This is a genomic window from Rhodanobacter aciditrophus (genome assembly GCF_050026795.1).
GTDB lineage: Bacteria > Pseudomonadota > Gammaproteobacteria > Xanthomonadales > Rhodanobacteraceae > Rhodanobacter_A.
Genome location: NZ_JALBWP010000012.1, coordinates 624,572 through 642,087 on the forward strand (window position 1 = coordinate 624,572; position 17,516 = coordinate 642,087).

Below are 17,516 nucleotides of genomic sequence, written 5' to 3' on the forward strand. Positions count from 1 at the left end.
ACCGCTCAGGCCAGTTCGGCCACCAGGCAATCCAGCGCCGCGCGCAGTTCGGCGCAGCGCTCCGCGCTGGCCAGCACCTGCTCCACCGTGCAGCCCGCTCCGGGCAGCGCCACCGGCATGGGTCGCGTCGCCAGCAACCCGGCCGCCATCGTGCGCAGGATTTCCGCCAGCGCTTCCTGCGCATGGTACGAGCCGCGTGCGGCGGTGTTCAGCAGCAGCACCGGCTTGCCGGGGAATTCCAGGCTGCCGACCAGCCAGTCCAGCAGGTTCTTGAACGCACCGGGCACGCCGTGGGCGTATTCGGGGCAGGCGACCAGCAAGGCGTCGGCGCCACCCACGGCTTCGCGCAGCGCCAGCACGGCGGGCGGCAGCGGGTCGCGTTCGTCGTCCGGGTTGAACAGCGGCAACGCGGCGAGATCATCGTACAGCGCCAGCTCCAGCGTCGCCGGCGCCAACCGGCACGCGGCTTCCAGCGCGGCCCGGTTGGACGAGACCCGGCGCAGGCTGCCACACAGGCACAGCACGCGCCGTGGCGCGCTCATGCGGCGGGCACGCCCTGCACCACGATCTTTCCCAGCCCCAGCGACTTGTTGCGCGGCTGGCGCGACAGCCGCCCGGCGGCGTTGCGCGCGATCTCGCGGTAGCGCGCGGCGAGATCGGATTCCGGCATCGCCACCACGGTGGGGTTGCCGCCGTCGGCCTGCTCGCGGATGCGGATGTCCAGCGGCAGCGAGCCGAGGTAGGCCACGCCGTACTGCTCCGCCATGCGGAGGCCGCCGCCCTCGCCGAAGATGTGTTCCTCGTGGCCGCAGTTCGAGCACACGTGGGTGGCCATGTTCTCCACCACGCCGAGCACCGGCACCTCGACCTTCTCGAACATCTTGAGCGCCTTGCGCGCGTCCAGCAGGGCGATGTCCTGTGGCGTGGTGACGATCACCGCGCCGGCCACCGGCACCTTCTGCGCCAGCGTGAGCTGGATGTCGCCGGTACCGGGCGGCAGGTCGATGACGAGATAATCGAGCATCTCCCAGCGCGAGTCGGTGAGCAACTGCATCATCGCCTGCGTCACCATCGGGCCGCGCCAGATCATCGGCGTCTCCTCGTCGACGAGGAAGCCGATCGACATCGCCTGCAGGCCGTGCGCCTGCATCGGCGTGATGCTCTTGCCGTCGGGCGACTCCGGCTTGCCGCTGATGCCGAGCATGCGCGGCTGGCTGGGGCCGTAGATGTCCGCGTCGAGCACGCCCACCCTGGCGCCCTCGGCCCTGAGCGCCAGCGCGAGGTTCACCGCCACCGTCGACTTGCCCACGCCGCCCTTGCCCGAGGCCACCGCGATGATGTTCTTCACGTTCGGCAGCGGCGCCAGCGCGCCCTGCACCTTGTGCGACTGAATGCGGCTGGTGACGGAGACCGTGGCCGCCGCGATCGCCGGATCGGCCTCCAGCGCCCACTTCGCCTGCGCCGCCAGCGCCTCGACCGCGCCGGCGGCGGGATAACCGAGCTGCAGGTCCACCGACACCTTCGCGCCGTCCACGCCCACCGCACGCACGGCCTCGGCCAGCGGCGCGCCGGTATGGGTGTCGATGGTCTCGCCGAGGAGGCGGCGGACCAGGGCTTCGTTCGCCTGCGTCATGTCGGGTCGGGCTTCGTTGCGGATGGGGACGGCGCATTATGCCAGCCGCGGCCGCGGCACCGGCTGATGCAGATCAGCATGGCGCGGCGCAGCTTGACGGCCCCGCCGGGCACCGGCACGCTCGGACCATACTCTTTCGTACGGGAGGATCGCCATGAAGCAAGCAGTTCGCCTCGCCCTCGCCTTCGGCCTGCTGCTCGGCGCGGGCGTCGTTTCCGCCGCCGACATCGACACGCCGGTCGGCACCTGGAAGCAGGTGGACGACGTCACCGGCAAGGTGAAGTCCATCATCCAGATCACCGAGACCAACGGCGAGCTGCAGGGCAAGGTGATGCAGCTCCTGAACCGCAGCCCCGAGGACGTCGCCCGCGACGGTGAGCACCCGAAGTGCACCAAGTGCGACGGCGTGCGCAAGGATCAGCCCATCGAGGGCATGACCATCATGTGGGGCGTCAGCAAGGACGGCGACGTGTGGGACGGCGGCAGGATCCTCGACCCCAAGAACGGCAGGATCTACAAGGTGAAGCTGACGCTGGAGGACGGCGGGCAGAAGCTCGACGTGCACGGCTACATCGGCTTCGCCCTGCTCGGCCGCAGCCAGACCTGGCAGCGGCAGCCGTAGGCGCCGGCGCCACGGTCGGTGGAAACAGCGCGGGCCATCGGCCCGCGCTTTTTTACGCCGTTACCAGCCCGTGCGAAGCCAGCCACTGGCGCAGGCCATCGGGGCCACGGAACCACCACGCCCGCATGCCCAGCGCTTCTGCCGCGTCGACGTTGCGCCGCGCGTCGTCGATGTAGACCGCACGCCCCGGTTCGATCGCGTAGCGCTCGAACAGCCGTTGGTAGATGCGCGGGTCCGGCTTGATCAGCCGTTCCTCGCCCGAAACCACGATGCCCTCGAACCAGTGCAGGAAGCCGAACCTTTCGATCTCCTTCGCGAGCGGGAAAGTTTCGTGCGACCAGTTGGTCAGCGCGTACAGGCGCACGCCGCGCTGCTTCAATTCTGCGAGCAGGTCGACGCTGCCCTGGATCACGCCGCCCAGCATCTCCCTCCACCCGTCGCGATAGGCTGCGATCAGGCCGGCATGCCCGGGAAATTGCGCGCTCAGGCTGTCCACCGCCTCGCGCCATGGGCGGCCCGCGTCCTGCTGCTCGTTCCACGCGCTGGTACAGACTTCGGCGAGGAAACGTTCCATCGCCGCCTCGTCGTCGAACAGCCGGCGGTAGAGGTAGCGCGGATTCCAGTCGATCAGTACGCCGCCGAGGTCGAAGACCACGGTGTCGATCGTGTCGTGCTTCGCGCCCATCGTCACCCGCCGCCGCGTCCAAAACAGCGGCCAATGTAAACAATCGCGCCCGCGGCGTCAGCGGCTTCGCACCAGCCGGCAGGCAATACGCCGGGCACGCTGCCGCCGTCCACCGGAGTAGGCGGGCGAGCCCGCATGCCATAATCGCCAACCCATCCGCCTGCACGAGAAGCCATGAGCCGCCGCCTGCTCGTCACCAACGCCCTGCCCTACGCCAACGGCCCGCTGCACATGGGCCACCTGCTGGGCTACATCCAGGCCGACATCTGGGTGCGCGCGCAGCGGATGATGGGCAACGAGGTGGCCTACGTCTGCGCCGACGACGCGCACGGCACGCCGATCATGTTGGCTGCCGAAAAGGCCGGGCTGGCGCCCGAGGTGTACATCGAAGGCATCCGCCAGGGCCATGAAGCGGATTTCGCCGCCTTCGGCGTGGCTTTCGACCATTACCACTCCACGCACTCGGACGAGAACCGCGCGCTGGCGTCGCTGATCTACACCCGGCTGCGCGACGGCGGCTTCATTGCCCGCCGCGACATCCAGCAGCTGTACGACCCCGAGAAGCAGATGTTCCTGCCGGACCGCTACATCAAGGGCACCTGCCCGAAGTGCGGCACGCCGGACCAGTACGGCGACAACTGCGAGAACTGCGGCGCCACCTACGCACCCACCGACCTGATCAACCCGTATTCGGTGATGTCGGGCGCCACGCCGGTACTGAAGGATTCGGAGCACTACTTCTTCGAGCTCGGCAAGTTCGAGAACCTGCTGCGCGACTGGTTCGGTGGCAGGTACTCCCACGGCAAGCCGGTGGCGAACGCGGGCGTGGCGGCCAAGCTGCGCGAATGGCTGGACGGCGGGCTGAAGGACTGGGACATCTCGCGCGACGCGCCCTACTTCGGCTTCCCCATCCCCGACGCGCCGGGCAAGTTCTTCTACGTGTGGCTGGACGCGCCGGTGGGCTACCTCGCCAGCTTCAAGGCGCTGTGCGAGCGCACCGGGCTGAAGTTCGACGACTACCTCGGCGCCGCCAGCACCGCCGAGATGCACCACTTCATCGGCAAGGACATCATCAACTTCCACGGCCTGTTCTGGCCCGCGATGCTGCACGGCGCACAGATGCGCGTGCCCACCGCGCTGCACGTCAACGGCTACCTCACGGTGAACGGCGCGAAGATGTCCAAGTCGCGCGGCACCTTCATCCAGGCGCGCACCTACCTCGACGCCGGGCTCGATCCCGAGTACCTGCGCTACTACTTCGCCAGCCTGCTCAACGACACGCCGGTGGACGTGGACCTCGACCTCAAGGCGTTCGAGGAGCGCGTCAACTCGCACCTGGTCGGCAAGTGGGTGAACATCGCCAGCCGCACCGCGGGCTTCGTGCACAAGTTCTTCGAAGGCCAGCTGGCCGCACAATTTGACAAGCAAGAATCCGAACTCTGGCGCGTACTCCAATCTCACTACGACGACGTACCTAAGCTCTATGAAGAAGGCGAGTTCGCCGAGATCACGCGCAAATTTGTGCTGATGGCGGACCTGGTGAACGGCTATATCGCCGATAAGGCTCCGTGGATACTCGCCAAAGACGAATCGCGTCGCCATGAGCTGCACCAAGTGTGCTCATTCTCACTAACCTCATTTCGTCTACTGGCAGGCCTACTTAAACCCATCCTGCCCACCACGGTGGCCGCCGCCGAGCAGTTCCTCGCCGCGCCCATCGTCGGCTTCACCGACGCATGCGACGCGCTGCACGGCCACACCATCAGCGTCTTCGAACCGCTTCTCGCGCGCCTCGACCCCAAGCGCATCGAGGTGATGGTCGAGGCCTCGAAGGAATCGCTGGGCGCGCCCGCGCCCGCCCCCGAAACCGCCAGGAAGAAGCCCGTGAACGACACCGCCAAGCCCGCCCCTGCCACCACCGACGCGCCCGCCACCATCACCATCGACGATTTCGCCAAACTCGACCTGCGCGTGGGCAAGGTGCTGGCCTGCGAGTTCGTGGACGGTTCCGACAAGCTGCTGCGCTTCGAGCTGGACGCCGGCGCGCTGGGCAAGCGGCAGATCTTCTCCGGCATCCGCGCCGCCTACGAGGAGCCTGCGAAGCTGGTCGGCCGCAACGTGGTGTTCATCGCCAACCTCGCGCCGCGCAAGATGCGCTTCGGCCTCTCCGAGGGCATGATCCTCTCCGCCGGCGACGGCGGCAGCGACCTGTTCCTGCTCGATGCCGACCAGGGCGCCAAGCCGGGCGCCACGGTGCGCTGAGCCCTGCTCGCTCTCCCCGCCGGGGAGAGGGCCAGGGTGAGGGGACACACGCCGTGACACAGCAACTCGCCGACCGCATCGACGCAATCCTGCCGCAAACGCAATGCGAGCAATGCGGCTATCACGGTTGCCGGCCCTACGCGGAAGCGATCGCTCGCGGCGAGGCGGAGATCAACCAGTGTCCGCCCGGCGGCGCGGCCGGCATCGCGAAACTTGCGGCACTGCTGGATCGGCCAGCGCTGCCGCTGAACCCCGCCAGCGGCGTGGAAAAACCGCGCATGCTGGCACGGGTAATCGAGGACGAATGCATCGGCTGCACCAAGTGCATCCAGGCCTGCCCGGTGGATGCCATCGTGGGCGCGGCCAAGCTGATGCATACCGTGCTGGCCGACGACTGCACCGGCTGCGAACTGTGCGTGCCCGCCTGCCCGGTGGACTGCATCGTGCTGGAACCGATGCCAGCGGAACAGATCGACCAAGCGCATGCCGATGCGGCACGCGAGCATTTCCTGAAACGCGGGGCGCGGCTTGCGCGCGAAGCAGCCGAGCGCGAGGCGGAGCTGGCCGCGCGCAAGGCAGCCGTCGACACCGCAGAGGCCAGCAATCCGGTGCTGGCCGCGCTGGCTCGCGCCCGCGCGAAACAGGACAAGTCGCCATGAAGCGACCACCCTCCGCGCCGTCACTCCGGCGAAAGCCGGAGTCCAGCGCCTTTCGTAAACATCCAAGGCACTGGATGCCAGCTTTCGCTGGCATGACGAGGCCGGTGCGAGGCGTTTCGCCATGCCCATGAAACGTGCCGATGTGGTCGAACTGTTCGCCCGCCTGCGCGAGCTGAACCCGCAGCCCACCACCGAACTCGCCTACACCACGCCGTTCGAGCTGCTGGTGGCCGTGGTGCTCTCCGCGCAGGCCACCGACGTGGGCGTGAACAAGGCCACGCGCAAGCTCTATCCGGTGGCGAACACGCCGCAGGCGATCCTCGCGCTGGGCGAGGAGGGGCTGAAGAAGTACATCAGCACGATCGGCCTGTTCAACGCCAAGGCAAAGAACGTGATCGCGCTGTGCGGCATCCTCGTCGAACAGCACGGCGGCGAGGTGCCGCGCACCCGCGAGGCGCTGGAAGCGCTACCCGGCGTGGGCCGCAAGACCGCGAACGTGGTGCTCAACACCGCTTTCGGCGAGCACACCATCGCCGTGGACACGCACATCTTCCGTGTCGCCAACCGAACCGGCCTCGCGCCCGGCAAGGACGTGCGCACGGTGGAGGACAAGCTGGAAAAAGTGGTGCCTGCGGAATTCAAGCGCGATGCCCACCACTGGCTGATTCTGCACGGCCGCTACGTGTGCAAGGCGCGCAAGCCGGACTGCCCGAACTGCGTGATCCGCGACCTGTGCCGCTACAAGCACAAGACGCCGGCTCCCTGAACCGGCACCGGGCGGCGACAGCGTGGCCAGCAACCGGAGCGGCTGCCGGACAACGCACCTGCCCGGCTGGCACAAAAGCAAACGGCGGGCATCATGCCCGCCGTTTTCCGTCCCTGGGTCGAACTCCCTTGCGATAAACGATTCCGCGGTACCCGCCGCCCGTCCCGGGGATGCTCCGTCCCATACCCGTGGCGGCGATGCGACTCAGAACTTGTAGGCGATCATCACACGGTTGTAGGTGAACGAGCCGTTGCCCGGGTTCAGGCCATTGGCGCCGCCGCTGGAACGCTCCCAGCGATTGCGCAGCGACAGGCCCTTGAGCACGCCGTCCAGGTTGTAGGTCAGGTCCACGTAGACGTCGTGGCTGTCGCCGCGAAGCGCAGTGGTGTACTTGGCGTAGGCCACCATGACGTTCAACTTGTCGTTGAGCAGGTTGTAGGTCAGCTTGGTCTTCCACGCGTGGCCCGGCCCCTGCTCCACCAGGCCGCGAATCATCGAGGTGGTATACAGCGGGTCGGTGGCGTAAGCGGCGGTGTACGGCGAAATGATCGCACCGTCGCCGACCGCACCCGACTGCTGGTCGATCTTGTTGTAGGCCACTTCGAACTTGCCGTGCGGGATGTTCACGCCGACGTCGGCGCCCCACGCGCGGCTCTTCACCTTGCTGCCCGCCACGCCGAACAGCTTCGCGCTGTTCTGGACCAGGATCGAGCTCGAACCAGCGGTCTCGTCCATGTACTGGCCGGCGATGAACGGATCGAAGCCGGTACCGGTCTTGAAGGTGTAGGTGCCGTCGGCATAGCCCATGCGGGCAAAGTCGATGAAGTCGTAGTACCAGGCCTGGCCCTTGAAGCCGCCGGCGGCGTAGAGCGCACCGGCCGCCCACGTGCCACGGGCCGCACGGGCGGTGCTCGGCAGGCCGCCGATGCCGCCGTAGGAAGAGTCGCCGCGATAGGTGGCGGGATAGTACAGATTGTCGAAGTGGAAGGAATCCGAGGTGCGGCCCTTCCAGCCGAAGCTGCGCAGGCCGACCAGATCCCAGCCCTTGGCCGGCTTGAAGTCGACCATGGCGGCCTGGTAGGCCGCGGGCATCACGCGCGAATCGCTAGAACCCATCCACGGCGTGTTGAGGTACTGCTGGCCGACACGCACCAGCGTGTTGTCGGCCTTGTACTGCACGTAGGCCTGGCTCAGCGCGCTGACCGAATTGCCCGGCCCCATCAGCGTGGTGTCGATCTTGGAGGTCGTGGATGCCTGCATGCCGAATGCGTTCGCGCTGACCAGCGAGGCGCCCAGGCTGAATCCGCCGCCGAACTCGCCGGTCTGCGCATTCAGCAGGATCGCGCCGGACAGGGCCCGCGCGTCCGGCACGGAATTGGTGGAATAGATGCGGTTGAAGTTGTACAGGCGCAGCTCGCCGTCGACATGTCCCTGCGTGAAGATGTTGTCGGTGGTGTCCGCGTGGGCGCTGAAGCTGGCGTAGCTGAGCGCAAGGCCCACGGCGGCGACGATCAAGGTATTACGCATGAGGCAGTGCTCCGCAATCTTGGGTTGGACTGGCCGGTGTCCGTGGCGGATTCGCCGCGCGCACCGGATTGTTTGGAAATCGTTGTGATGGCGCAAGAATGAGCGACGCCTGTTACAGGCACGCACCAATTTCATGACAGAGAGGTGACATTGCCAGCCGGGACGACCCGCTGCCCGCGGAGTCGACCCGAAGCGGATGTCCCCGCCCGGAACTCCTGAGGCGGCTCAGCCGCTATGATGGTGCGGTGCATCCTCCTTCCTTTTCCACCTCAAACCAACTTTCCCAGCGCTTCCGCGGCTTCCTGCCGGTGATCGTGGACGTGGAGACCGGCGGTTTCGACGCCGAGCGCGACGCCCTGCTGGAGATCGCCGCGGTCACCGTGGGCATGGACGCACACGGTTTCCTGCACCCGCAGGCCACCGTGCATGCCCATGTGGAACCGTTTCCTGGCGCGAACCTCGATCCGCGCGCGCTGGAGGTCACCGGCATCGACCCGGACAATCCGCTGCGCGGCGCCCTGAACGAGCGGGCCGCGCTGGAACACGTGTTCCAGGCGGTGCGTGCCGCCGTGCGCGACAGCGGCTGCCAGCGCGCGATCCTGGTGGGCCACAACGCCGCGTTCGACCTCGGCTTCGTCAACGCCGCGGTGCGCCGCACCGGCCACAAGCGCAATCCGTTCCACCCTTTCAGTTGCTTCGACACGGCCACCCTGGGCGGCCTCGCCTACGGCCAGACCGTGCTCAGCAAGGCGGTGCAGGCCTCCGGCCGCGAGTTCGACACGCGGGAAGCGCATTCGGCGATCTACGACGCCGAATCCACCGCCGCGCTGTTCTGCGGCATCGTCAACCGCTGGCGCCAACTGGAGATGTTCGAGCGCGAGCGGGTCGGGGTCGATGCCGGCTGAGCGCCCCGGGCGACGCTGTCATCTTTCTGCAACATTCATCTCATTTCATTGCAACACGCCACCGCTGCAATGGCAGGCACCGGGCGCCGCCCGTGCACTCCCAAGGAGCCATCGTGTTGACCTCATCCCGTTTCATGTTCCGCCTCGGCGCGTTCACCGCGATCGCCGCCGCCTGCTCGCTGGGCGCCCTGTCCGCCCAGGCCACCGACATCACCGGTGCGGGTTCCAGCTTCGTGTATCCGGTGATCTCGAAGTGGTCGGCCAGCTACGCAGAGAAGACCGGCAACCACGTCAACTACCAGTCGATCGGCTCGGGCGGCGGCATCGCCCAGATCAAGGCCGGCACCGTCGACTTCGGCGCTTCCGACATGCCGCTGGATCCGGCGACCCTGCAGAAGTTCGGCTTCGGCCAGTTCCCCGACGTGATCGGCGGCATCGTGCCTGCGTTCAACGTGCAGGGCGTGGCGCCGGGCAAGATGGTGCTGGACGGCGCGACCCTGGCCGACATCTACCTGGGCAAGATCACCAGCTGGAACGACCCGGCCATCGCCAAGCTCAACCCGGGCCTGAAGCTGCCTTCCGCCAAGATCACCGTCGTGCACCGCTCGGACGGTTCGGGCACCACCTTCAACTTCTCCGACTACCTGTCCAAGGTCAGCCCGGAGTGGAAGTCCAAGGTCGGCGAAGGCACCGCCGTGAACTGGCCGACCGGCATCGGCGGCAAGGGCAACGAGGGCGTCTCGGCCTACATCAAGCAGATCCCGAACTCGCTGGGCTATGTCGAATACGCCTACGCCCTGCAGAACCACATCGGCTACGCGCTGATGAAGAACGCCGCGGGCAAGGTGGTCAAGCCGATGACCTCCAGCTTCCAGGCCGCCGCCGCCACCGCGGACTGGGCGCACGCCAAGGACTTCGACCTGCTGATGACCAACGCGCCGGGCGCCGACGCCTGGCCGATCACTGCCACCTCGTGGGTGATCATGTACAAGCAGCCGAAGAACCTGGCCAACACCAAGGTGACCTTCGACTTCTTCAAGTGGTCCTACGAGCACGGCCAGGACCAGGCCCGCTCGCTGGACTACGTGCCGCTGCCGCCCAGCCTGGTGCAGCAGATCGAGAGCTACTGGAAGACCCAGTTCAAACTGTAAGCTGTGCAACCGGCCCGTCCTCCTCCGGGAGGACAGGCAGGGCGACGGTTCCCGGGCGGGCCGCCACGCGGCACCGCCCGGAAACCGCGTCCCGACCTGCAGGCCAGCTTCCCCGGAACAGCAGGAACGAAAACCCACTTTCCGCGAAGGCCGCATGTCATCGATTTCCGCCACGACCCGATCCGTCGCCGATGCCGACAGCCGCAGCGCCGCGGATGCGCGCCACGACCGGCTGTTCCGCCGGCTGCTCAAGGCCTGTGCGCTGCTGGTGCTGGCCACCCTGCTCGGCGCCGCGCTGTCGACCCTCTGGGGCGGGCGCGAGGTGCTGTTCGGCCACGGCCTGCACTTCCTCACCAGCGACGCCTGGGATCCGGTCGCCGACAACTACGGCGCGCTGGCGCCGATCTTCGGCACCCTGGCGACCTCGCTGATCGCGCTGATCCTCGCCGTGCCGACCAGTTTCGGCATCGCCCTGTTCCTCACCGAGATCGCGCCCAACTGGCTGCGCGGCCCGGTCGCCACCGCCATCGAACTCTTGGCCAGCATCCCGTCGATCATCTACGGCATGTGGGGTCTGTTCGTGTTCGTGCCCTTCATGTCGAGCATCGAGCCGTCGCTGAGCGACACGCTGGGCAAGCTGCCGCTGGTCGGCCAGCTGTTCCAGGGCCCGCCGATGGGCCTGGGCGTGCTCACCGCGGGCATCGTGCTGGCGGTGATGATCCTGCCGTTCATCTGCTCGGTGATGCGCGAGGTGTTCCAGACCGTGCCGACCCGGCTGAAGGAATCCTCCTACGCGCTGGGCTCGACCACCTGGGAGGTGGTCTGGGACATCGTGCTGCCGTACACCCGTTCGGCGGTGATCGGCGGCATCTTCCTGGGACTGGGCCGCGCGCTGGGCGAGACCATGGCGGTGACCTTCGTGCTGGGCAACTCGTACAACATCACCTCGTCGCTGCTGATGCCGGGCACCTCGATCTCCTCCAGCATCGCCAACGAGTTCAACGAGGCGGTGGGCACGCACCGCTCGGCACTGATCGCGCTGGGCTTCCTGCTGTTCGTGGTGACCTTCGTGGTGCTGCTGATCGCCCGCCTGATGCTGCGCCGCCTGGCCAAACGGGAGGGCAACTGATGGCTGCCATCCACACCCGCCGGCGCATCGTCAACGTCATCGCGCTGCTCCTCAGCAGCTGCGCCACCCTGATCGGCCTGATCTTCCTGGCCTGGATCCTGTGGGTCACGCTGAAGAGTGGCCTGCACGCGATCAACTGGCGCCTGTTCACCAAGATCACCGCCTACGCCGACCAGGGCGGCCTGTCCAACGCCATCGTGGGCAGCCTGATCATGGACACGATCGCGCTGCTGATCTGCGCGCCCGTAGGCGTACTGGCCGGCACCTTCCTCGCGGAATACGCCCACCGCTCGAAGCTGGGCGCCACCATCCGCTTCCTCAACGACATCCTGCTGTCCGCGCCGTCGATCGTGCTCGGCCTGTTCGTCTACGTGATCATCGTGCTGCCGATGTCGAACCTCACCCACGGCTCGGTGTCGTTCTCCGGCTTCGCCGGCGGCGTGGCACTGGCGCTGATCGGCCTGCCGGTGATCGTGCGCACCACCGACGAGATGCTGCAGCTGGTGCCCGGCACCCTGCGCGAGGCCGCGCTGTCGCTGGGCATCCCGCAGTGGAAGATGACCGTCCAGGTGCTGATGCGCGCGGCCACCTCCGGCATCGTCACCGGCGTGCTGCTGGCGCTGGCGCGCCTGGCCGGCGAGACCGCGCCGCTGCTGTTCACCGCCTTCGGCAACAACTTCATGGCGGTGCACCCGCTGGACAAGATGGAGAGCCTGCCGGTGGCGATCTACCAGTACACCAACGACCCCAATCCGGCGTTGCACGGCATCGCCTGGGCAGGCGCGCTGCTGATCACGCTGTTCGTGCTCGCCCTGAGCCTGCTGACCCGCCTGCTGTTCACGCGCAAGAAGGTTTCCCATGACTGATTTCGCCGCCAACGATGCCGTGGGCAGCGCCGACGCGGCCGTGGCCAGCGCCGCCGCCCGCACCAAGATCGAAGTGCGCGGGCTGGACTTCTACTACGGCGGGTTCCATGCCCTGCGCGGCATCGACATGGACATCCCCGAGAAGCAGGTCACGGCGATCATCGGGCCGTCCGGCTGCGGCAAGTCCACCCTGCTGCGCATCTTCAACCGCATCTATGCGATCTACCCCAAGCTGGTCGCCACCGGCCGCGTGATGCTGGACGGCGAGAACGTGCTCGATCCGGCGTACTCGCTGAACCGGCTGCGCAGCAAGGTCGGCATGGTGTTCCAGAAGCCGGTGCCGTTCCCGATGACGATCTTCGAGAACGTCGCCTACGGCATCCGCCACCACGAGAAGCTGTCGAAGGCCGACATGGAGGCGCGCGTCGAGCAGGCGCTGCGACGCGCCGCGCTGTGGGACGAGGTGAAGGACAAGCTCAAGCAGAGTGCGCTGGGCCTCTCCGGCGGCCAGCAGCAGCGCCTGTGCATCGCGCGCGGCATCGCGCTGCGCCCCGAGGTGCTGCTGCTGGACGAGCCCACCTCGGCGCTCGACCCCATCGCCACCAGCCGCATCGAGCAGCTGGTAGAGGAACTCAAGCGCGACTACACCATCGTCATCGTCACCCACAACATGCAGCAGGCCGCGCGCGTCTCCGACCGCACCGCGTTCATGTACATGGGCGAGCTGATCGAGTTCGACGACACCGAGAAGATCTTCACCAAGCCCTCGAAGAAACAGACCGAGGACTACATCACCGGCCGCTTCGGCTGAGCGAGGCAACCATGAGCACCGGCAAGGAACACATCATCAAGAGCTACGACGACGAACTGGCGCGCCTCACCGGCGAACTGGTGCGCATGGGCGAGCTGGCGGTGGGCCAGCTGGAAGCCGCCATCGACGTCGTGGAGCGCCGCGACGAACGCGCCGCGCAGCACGTGGTGGGCAACGACGACGCGATCGACCAGCTCGAGCAGGAGATCAGCCACGACGTGGTGCGCCTGCTGGCGCTGCGTGCGCCGATGGCCGGCGACCTGCGCAACGTGTTCGCCGCGCTGCGCATCGCCGCCGACATCGAGCGCATCGGCGACTACGCCGCGAACGTGGCCAAACGCTCGATTCCGCTGTCGATGGCCGCGCCGATCAATCCCACCAGCGGCCTGGCCCACCTCGCCGAACTGGCCGCCGCCGAAGTGCGCGAAGTCCTGCAGGCCTACCGCGACCGCGACGCCGAACGCGCCTACCAGGTGTGGAAGGACGACGTGGAGCTGGACGACGCCTATACCGGCTACTTCCGCCAGCTGCTCACCTACATGATGGAAGACCCGCGCAACATCACGCCGTGCACGCACCTGCTGTTCATGGCGAAGAACATCGAGCGCATCGGCGACCACGCCACCAACATCGCCGAGAACGTGTGGTACCAGGTCACCGGCGAACCGCTCACCGCCCAGCGCAACAAGCGCGACCTCACCGCGAACCCGGAGCTGCCGAAGCTGGGCGATCGCAAGGAGTGAAGCCGCCCCGCGGCCAACGATCCAGGGCGTCATGCCGACGCCGCCCGGCATGACGGGCAGCAGGAGCGGCGTTCAGCGCTCTTCGCGCCGCAGCTGCACCCCGCGCGCGATGCCGTAGATGCCGATGGCGATCCACGCCACCTCGAGCAGGAACGCCGACCAGTTGAAGCTGCCGAACGTCAGCGACAGCAGCACGCCGAACGCGCCAAGGATGTTCATCAGCTGATAGGCCAGCTTGTGGCCCTGCAGCTTGCGGGCCTGCAGCAGGAAGTACGCCAGCAGCACCAGCAGCACGCCGACGTAGCCGGCCCAGTCGTACCAGTGGAAGGTCATCGCGATGCGCTCCTCTGCCGCAGGGCCTCGAACAGCACCACGCCGGTCGCCACGGAAACGTTGAGGCTTTCCATCGCGCCCGGCATCGGGATCTTCGCCGTGAAATCGCAGGTCTCGCGGGTGAGCCGGCGCAGGCCTTCGCCTTCGCTGCCCATCACCAGCGCCACCGGACCCTTGAAGTCGATGCCGTAGATCGACTGCTCCGTGTCGCCCGCCAGTCCGGTGATCCACACACCGGCATCCTTCAGCACTTTCAGCGTGCGCGCGAGATTGGTCACCGCGATCAGCGGCACGCGGTCCGCGCCGCCGGCGGAAGCGCGGCGCACCACCGGCGTAAGGCCGACGGCGCGATCCTTGGGCACGATCACCGCGGTGACGTTGGCCGCTGCCGCGCTGCGCAGGCAGGCGCCAAGGTTGTGCGGATCGGTGACGCCATCGAGCACCAGCACCAGTGCCGCGTCGCCGGCCCGCTCCAGCAGGTCCGGCAGATCGCCTTCCGTCGCCAGCGCAGGCGCTTCGTACAGCGCGGCCACGCCCTGGTGGCGCGCCTCGCCGGCGAGCCTGTCGAGCTGCTCGCGCGGGCGATGGTGCACCGGGATCTTCAGCGTCTTGGCGCGCTCGGCCAGCTCGTGCACGCGCGGGTTGCGCTGGCCGTTCTCGACCAGCAGTTCGCGCACGCGCGCGGCGTCGTTGTCCAGGGCACCATCAACCGGGTTGATGCCGACGATCCAGTGTTCGCTCATTTCCTGCCTTTCGGTTTCGGTGGTCGCGCAGCCGGCTGCTTCGCGGCGCGCGGCGCCTTCTGCGTGCTCTTGCCCGGCTTGCCGTCGCCCTTCGCCGCGGCGGCCTGCCCCGCCGGCTTGCGCGAACGCGCGGCGGCGGGCGGCGGATTATCGCGCGGCGGCGGCACGGTGGGGGATGCCGGTTGCTCGCGCCGCCCGAACATGCGGCCGATCGCCTGCGCCGCCTTGCCCACCATGCCCGGTGCCTTGGCGCCGGGCAACGAATAGCGCTCGCCGGCCGCGGCATAGTCGTAGGCGCGGGCCGCGCGGGTGGGCGGCGTGACGGCGGCACGCGGCGCCACCAGCCGGAAGTCGATCTTGCGATCCTCCAGGCTCGCCCGCAGCACCTGCACGCGCACGTGGTCGCCCAGCCGGTACTGCGCACCGGTGCGCTCGCCCTTCAGCAGGTGCCGCTGCGGATCGAAGTGGTAGTAGTCGTTGCTCAGCTGGCTGATGTGGACCAGGCCGGACACCTTGGATTCGTCCAGCTCCACGAACAGCCCGAACGAGGTGACGCCGGTGACCAGGCCCGCGAACTCCTCGCCCACGTGCTTGGCCATCCACGCGCACTTGTAGCGCTCGTCCACGTCGCGCTCGGCTTCCTCGGCGCGGCGTTCGCGCTGCGAGCAGTGCACCGCCATCGTGGCCATCTGCGCCGGGGTGTAGGCGTAGCCCACCGGCTTGCCGCCGGTGAGCGCATGGCGGATCGCGCGATGCACCAGCAGGTCGGGATAGCGACGGATCGGCGAGGTGAAATGCGCGTAGGCCGACAGCGCCAGGCCGAAGTGGCCGCGGTTGTCGGGCTGGTACGCCGCCATGCTCTGCGCGCGCAGCAGCACGCTCTGGATCAGTTCGCGCTCCGGCCGCTCCGCCACCAGGCGCAGCACGTCGGCGAAATCGGCGGGCGCCACCTCCTCCACCGGCGGCATGCGCAGCTTGAACTCGCGCAGGAACTGCTGCAGGTCGTCGTACTTCTCGGCCGGCGGCGGCTCGTGCGCGCGGAACAGCGCGGGAACCTTCCTCTTTTCGAGGAACAGCGCCGCCTGCACGTTGGCGGCGATCATGCATTCCTCGATCAGCTTGTGCGCGTCGTTGCGCTCGCTGGCGCCGGCCGACACCACCTCGCCGCGCTGGTCGAGGCGGAACTTCACCTCGGGCGTCTCGAAGTCGATCGCGCCGCGGCGGCCGCGCTGGGCCGCCATCGCCTTGTACAGCGCGTGCAGGTTTTCCAGTTGCGGCAGCACGTCGGTCACCGCGGCGAGCGCATCGGCGTCGCGCAGGCCCACCGCCTGCCACACCTGGTCGTAGGTGAGCCGCGCGTGCGAGCGCATCACCGCCGGGTAGAACTTCGACTTCGCCACCTCGCCTGCGCTGTCCACCACCATGTCGCAGACCATGCACAGGCGCTCGACCTTCGGGTTGAGCGAACAGATGCCGTTGGACAGCGTCTCCGGCAGCATCGGCACCACGAAGCCGGGGAAGTACGTCGACGTGCTGCGCTCGAAGGCCTCCTTGTCCAGCGCGCTGCCCACCGGCACGTAATGCGAGACGTCGGCGATGGCCACCACCAGCCGCCAGCCGCCGCCGCGCCGGGGCTCGGCATACACCGCGTCGTCGAAGTCGCGCGCGTCGGCGCCGTCGATGGTCACCAACGGCAGCTTGCGCAGGTCGACGCGGCCTTCGCGCTCGGCGGCGGTGACCTCGGGCTCCACCTCGTCCGCCTCGCGCGGCACCTCGGGCGGCCATTCGTGCGGCAGGTCGTGGCTGGCGATCGCCATCTCGATCAGCAGCGAAGGCTGCAGGCGCTCGCCCAGCACGGCGCGGATCGCGCCCAGCGGACCGCGATGCGGGGTGGGCGGATCGGTGATCTCGGCCACCACGATCTGGCCGGCGCGCGCGCCCTGCGTTTCGCCGGGCGGGATCATCACGTCCTGGTGCAGCCGGCGGTCGTCCGGCGCCACCAGGGTCACGCCGTTCTCCACCACCACGCGGCCCACCAGCCGCGGCGAGCGGCGTTGCAGCACCTCGGCGATGGCGCCCTGGCGGCGGCCGCGCCGATCCACGCCCACCACGCTGGCCAGCACGCGGTCGCCGTGCAGCACGCCGCGCATCTGCTGTGGCGAGAGGTAGAGGTCGTCGCCGCCCTCGTCGGGGCGCAGGAAGCCGTAGCCCTCGGCATTCGCCAGCACCACGCCGGGGATCAGGTCGAGCTTCTTCACCGGCGCGTAGCCGCCGCGCCGGCCCAGCAGCAGTTGGCCGTCGCGCACCATCGCGCCGAGGCGCTTGTGCAGCGCATACAGGTCGTCGGCATCGTGGAGGTCCAGCGCCTCGGCGATGCGCGCCTCGGTAAGCAGTTCGCCGCGCTCCTCCAGCAGGGTGAGGATGGCCTCGCGGCTGGGGATGGGGCGCTCGTAGCGCTGCGCCTCGCGCTCGGCGTACGGGTCGCGCTGGCCCGTGCGCCGGCGCTGGCCGACGACGGCCTCCGCGTTCTTGCGGGAGGCAGGGGTTTTCCGGGCAGGCGCGCGCTTGTCCGCGCGCTTGCCTTCCTTGTTCTTCTTGGTCACGAAATCGCCTTGTGTGTATGGCCGCGCCGCGCACGGTGCAGCCTGATGGATGGAGCCGTCAACAAAGTGTTGACAAGG

At 68.1% G+C, this 17,516-nt stretch carries 17 protein-coding genes; 10 read left to right on the forward strand and 7 right to left on the reverse strand.

Features of this window, described 5'->3' with window-relative positions; translation table 11 throughout:
• Positions 1-5 precede the first annotated feature (5 nt).
• Entirely contained in the window at positions 6-542 is a 537-nt protein-coding gene (locus ACQGNW_RS16000) for an NADPH-dependent FMN reductase (RefSeq protein WP_426664225.1), read from the reverse strand.
• On the reverse strand, positions 539-1,633 hold the full coding sequence (gene apbC, locus ACQGNW_RS16005) for an iron-sulfur cluster carrier protein ApbC (RefSeq protein ID WP_426664226.1): 1,095 nt from the start codon (positions 1,631-1,633) through the stop codon (positions 539-541). The genes ACQGNW_RS16000 and apbC overlap by 4 nt, the downstream gene beginning before the upstream one ends.
• Before the next feature lie 154 nt (positions 1,634-1,787).
• Here apbC and ACQGNW_RS16010 point away from each other — a divergent pair, with 154 nt between their 5' ends.
• Positions 1,788-2,255 carry a DUF2147 domain-containing protein gene (locus ACQGNW_RS16010; RefSeq protein WP_426664227.1) on the forward strand — a complete coding sequence of 156 codons (468 nt, stop codon included), beginning with the start codon at positions 1,788-1,790 and terminating at the stop codon, positions 2,253-2,255.
• A gap of 52 nt (positions 2,256-2,307) precedes the next feature.
• Here the strand turns inward: ACQGNW_RS16010 and ACQGNW_RS16015 are convergent, their stop codons facing one another.
• Entirely contained in the window at positions 2,308-2,940 is a 633-nt protein-coding gene (locus ACQGNW_RS16015) for an HAD family hydrolase (protein WP_426664229.1), read from the reverse strand.
• Between the two features lie 174 nt (positions 2,941-3,114).
• On the opposite strand from ACQGNW_RS16015, the gene metG reads away from it, so the two are divergent.
• From metG to nth, 3 genes are all read left to right on the forward strand, one after another.
• The gene (metG, locus tag ACQGNW_RS16020; RefSeq protein WP_426664230.1) at positions 3,115-5,202 is read left to right on the forward strand and encodes a methionine--tRNA ligase; all 2,088 of its coding nucleotides are present in this window, start codon (positions 3,115-3,117) and stop codon (positions 5,200-5,202) included.
• Positions 5,203-5,255: 53 nt separating this feature from the next.
• Complete coding sequence (locus tag ACQGNW_RS16025) at positions 5,256-5,861, forward strand: RnfABCDGE type electron transport complex subunit B (protein ID WP_426664231.1); 606 nt, start codon at positions 5,256-5,258, stop codon at positions 5,859-5,861.
• 127 nt (positions 5,862-5,988) lie between these two features.
• Complete coding sequence (gene nth / locus ACQGNW_RS16030; RefSeq protein ID WP_426664783.1) at positions 5,989-6,627, forward strand: endonuclease III; 639 nt, start codon at positions 5,989-5,991, stop codon at positions 6,625-6,627.
• Positions 6,628-6,831: 204 nt separating this feature from the next.
• On the opposite strand, the gene ACQGNW_RS16035 is transcribed toward nth, so the two are convergent.
• Positions 6,832-8,154: an OprD family outer membrane porin gene (locus tag ACQGNW_RS16035; protein ID WP_426664233.1), complete on the reverse strand. Its 1,323-nt coding sequence runs from the start codon at positions 8,152-8,154 to the stop codon at positions 6,832-6,834.
• Positions 8,155-8,399: 245 nt separating this feature from the next.
• On the opposite strand from ACQGNW_RS16035, the gene rnt reads away from it, so the two are divergent.
• The 6 genes from rnt to phoU all read left to right on the forward strand — a co-directional run bounded on the left by rnt (position 8,400) and on the right by phoU (position 13,759).
• A complete protein-coding gene (rnt, locus tag ACQGNW_RS16040; protein ID WP_426664234.1) occupies positions 8,400-9,059 on the forward strand; it encodes a ribonuclease T in 660 nt (219 codons plus the stop codon).
• 134 nt (positions 9,060-9,193) lie between these two features.
• Complete coding sequence (gene pstS, locus ACQGNW_RS16045; protein ID WP_426664784.1) at positions 9,194-10,210, forward strand: phosphate ABC transporter substrate-binding protein PstS; 1,017 nt, start codon at positions 9,194-9,196, stop codon at positions 10,208-10,210.
• Between the two features lie 163 nt (positions 10,211-10,373).
• Positions 10,374-11,339, forward strand: a complete 966-nt coding sequence (pstC, locus tag ACQGNW_RS16050) for a phosphate ABC transporter permease subunit PstC (RefSeq protein WP_426664785.1) — start codon at positions 10,374-10,376, stop codon at positions 11,337-11,339.
• Positions 11,339-12,205, forward strand: coding sequence for a phosphate ABC transporter permease PstA (gene pstA / locus ACQGNW_RS16055; RefSeq protein WP_426664236.1), 867 nt, complete (start codon positions 11,339-11,341; stop codon positions 12,203-12,205). Before pstC ends, pstA begins: the two co-directional genes overlap by 1 nt.
• A complete protein-coding gene (pstB, locus tag ACQGNW_RS16060) occupies positions 12,198-13,016 on the forward strand; it encodes a phosphate ABC transporter ATP-binding protein PstB (RefSeq protein WP_426664237.1) in 819 nt (272 codons plus the stop codon). The genes pstA and pstB overlap by 8 nt, the downstream gene beginning before the upstream one ends.
• Before the next feature lie 11 nt (positions 13,017-13,027).
• Positions 13,028-13,759, forward strand: a complete 732-nt coding sequence (gene phoU, locus ACQGNW_RS16065) for a phosphate signaling complex protein PhoU (RefSeq protein ID WP_426664238.1) — start codon at positions 13,028-13,030, stop codon at positions 13,757-13,759.
• A 72-nt stretch (positions 13,760-13,831) separates the two neighbouring features.
• On the opposite strand, the gene ACQGNW_RS16070 is transcribed toward phoU, so the two are convergent.
• The 3 genes from ACQGNW_RS16070 to rnr are packed head-to-tail and all read right to left on the reverse strand — an operon-like array spanning position 13,832 to position 17,438.
• Positions 13,832-14,092, reverse strand: a complete 261-nt coding sequence (locus tag ACQGNW_RS16070) for a CBU_0592 family membrane protein (protein ID WP_426664239.1) — start codon at positions 14,090-14,092, stop codon at positions 13,832-13,834.
• Positions 14,089-14,835, reverse strand: coding sequence for a 23S rRNA (guanosine(2251)-2'-O)-methyltransferase RlmB (gene rlmB / locus ACQGNW_RS16075; RefSeq protein ID WP_426664240.1), 747 nt, complete (start codon positions 14,833-14,835; stop codon positions 14,089-14,091). Before rlmB ends, ACQGNW_RS16070 begins: the two co-directional genes overlap by 4 nt.
• The gene (gene rnr, locus ACQGNW_RS16080) at positions 14,832-17,438 is read right to left on the reverse strand and encodes a ribonuclease R (protein ID WP_426664241.1); all 2,607 of its coding nucleotides are present in this window, start codon (positions 17,436-17,438) and stop codon (positions 14,832-14,834) included. Before rnr ends, rlmB begins: the two co-directional genes overlap by 4 nt.
• Between the last annotated feature and the right edge of the window lie 78 nt (positions 17,439-17,516).

Excerpts from the sequence above, each read along its gene's own strand:
- apbC (WP_426664226.1), bottom strand. The coding sequence starts at position 1,633 with ATGACGCAGGCGAACGAAGCCCTGGTCCGCCGCCTCCTCGGCGAGACC.
- ACQGNW_RS16035 (WP_426664233.1), bottom strand. The coding sequence starts at position 8,154 with ATGCGTAATACCTTGATCGTCGCCGCCGTGGGCCTTGCGCTCAGCTAC.
- phoU (WP_426664238.1), top strand. The coding sequence starts at position 13,028 with ATGAGCACCGGCAAGGAACACATCATCAAGAGCTACGACGACGAACTG.
- ACQGNW_RS16010 (WP_426664227.1), top strand. The coding sequence starts at position 1,788 with ATGAAGCAAGCAGTTCGCCTCGCCCTCGCCTTCGGCCTGCTGCTCGGC.
- ACQGNW_RS16070 (WP_426664239.1), bottom strand. The coding sequence starts at position 14,092 with ATGACCTTCCACTGGTACGACTGGGCCGGCTACGTCGGCGTGCTGCTG.
- ACQGNW_RS16015 (WP_426664229.1), bottom strand. The coding sequence starts at position 2,940 with ATGGGCGCGAAGCACGACACGATCGACACCGTGGTCTTCGACCTCGGC.
- rlmB (WP_426664240.1), bottom strand. The coding sequence starts at position 14,835 with ATGAGCGAACACTGGATCGTCGGCATCAACCCGGTTGATGGTGCCCTG.
- pstS (WP_426664784.1), top strand. The coding sequence starts at position 9,194 with ATGTTCCGCCTCGGCGCGTTCACCGCGATCGCCGCCGCCTGCTCGCTG.
- ACQGNW_RS16000 (WP_426664225.1), bottom strand. The coding sequence starts at position 542 with ATGAGCGCGCCACGGCGCGTGCTGTGCCTGTGTGGCAGCCTGCGCCGG.
- nth (WP_426664783.1), top strand. The coding sequence starts at position 5,989 with ATGAAACGTGCCGATGTGGTCGAACTGTTCGCCCGCCTGCGCGAGCTG.
- pstB (WP_426664237.1), top strand. The coding sequence starts at position 12,198 with ATGACTGATTTCGCCGCCAACGATGCCGTGGGCAGCGCCGACGCGGCC.
- pstA (WP_426664236.1), top strand. The coding sequence starts at position 11,339 with ATGGCTGCCATCCACACCCGCCGGCGCATCGTCAACGTCATCGCGCTG.
- metG (WP_426664230.1), top strand. The coding sequence starts at position 3,115 with ATGAGCCGCCGCCTGCTCGTCACCAACGCCCTGCCCTACGCCAACGGC.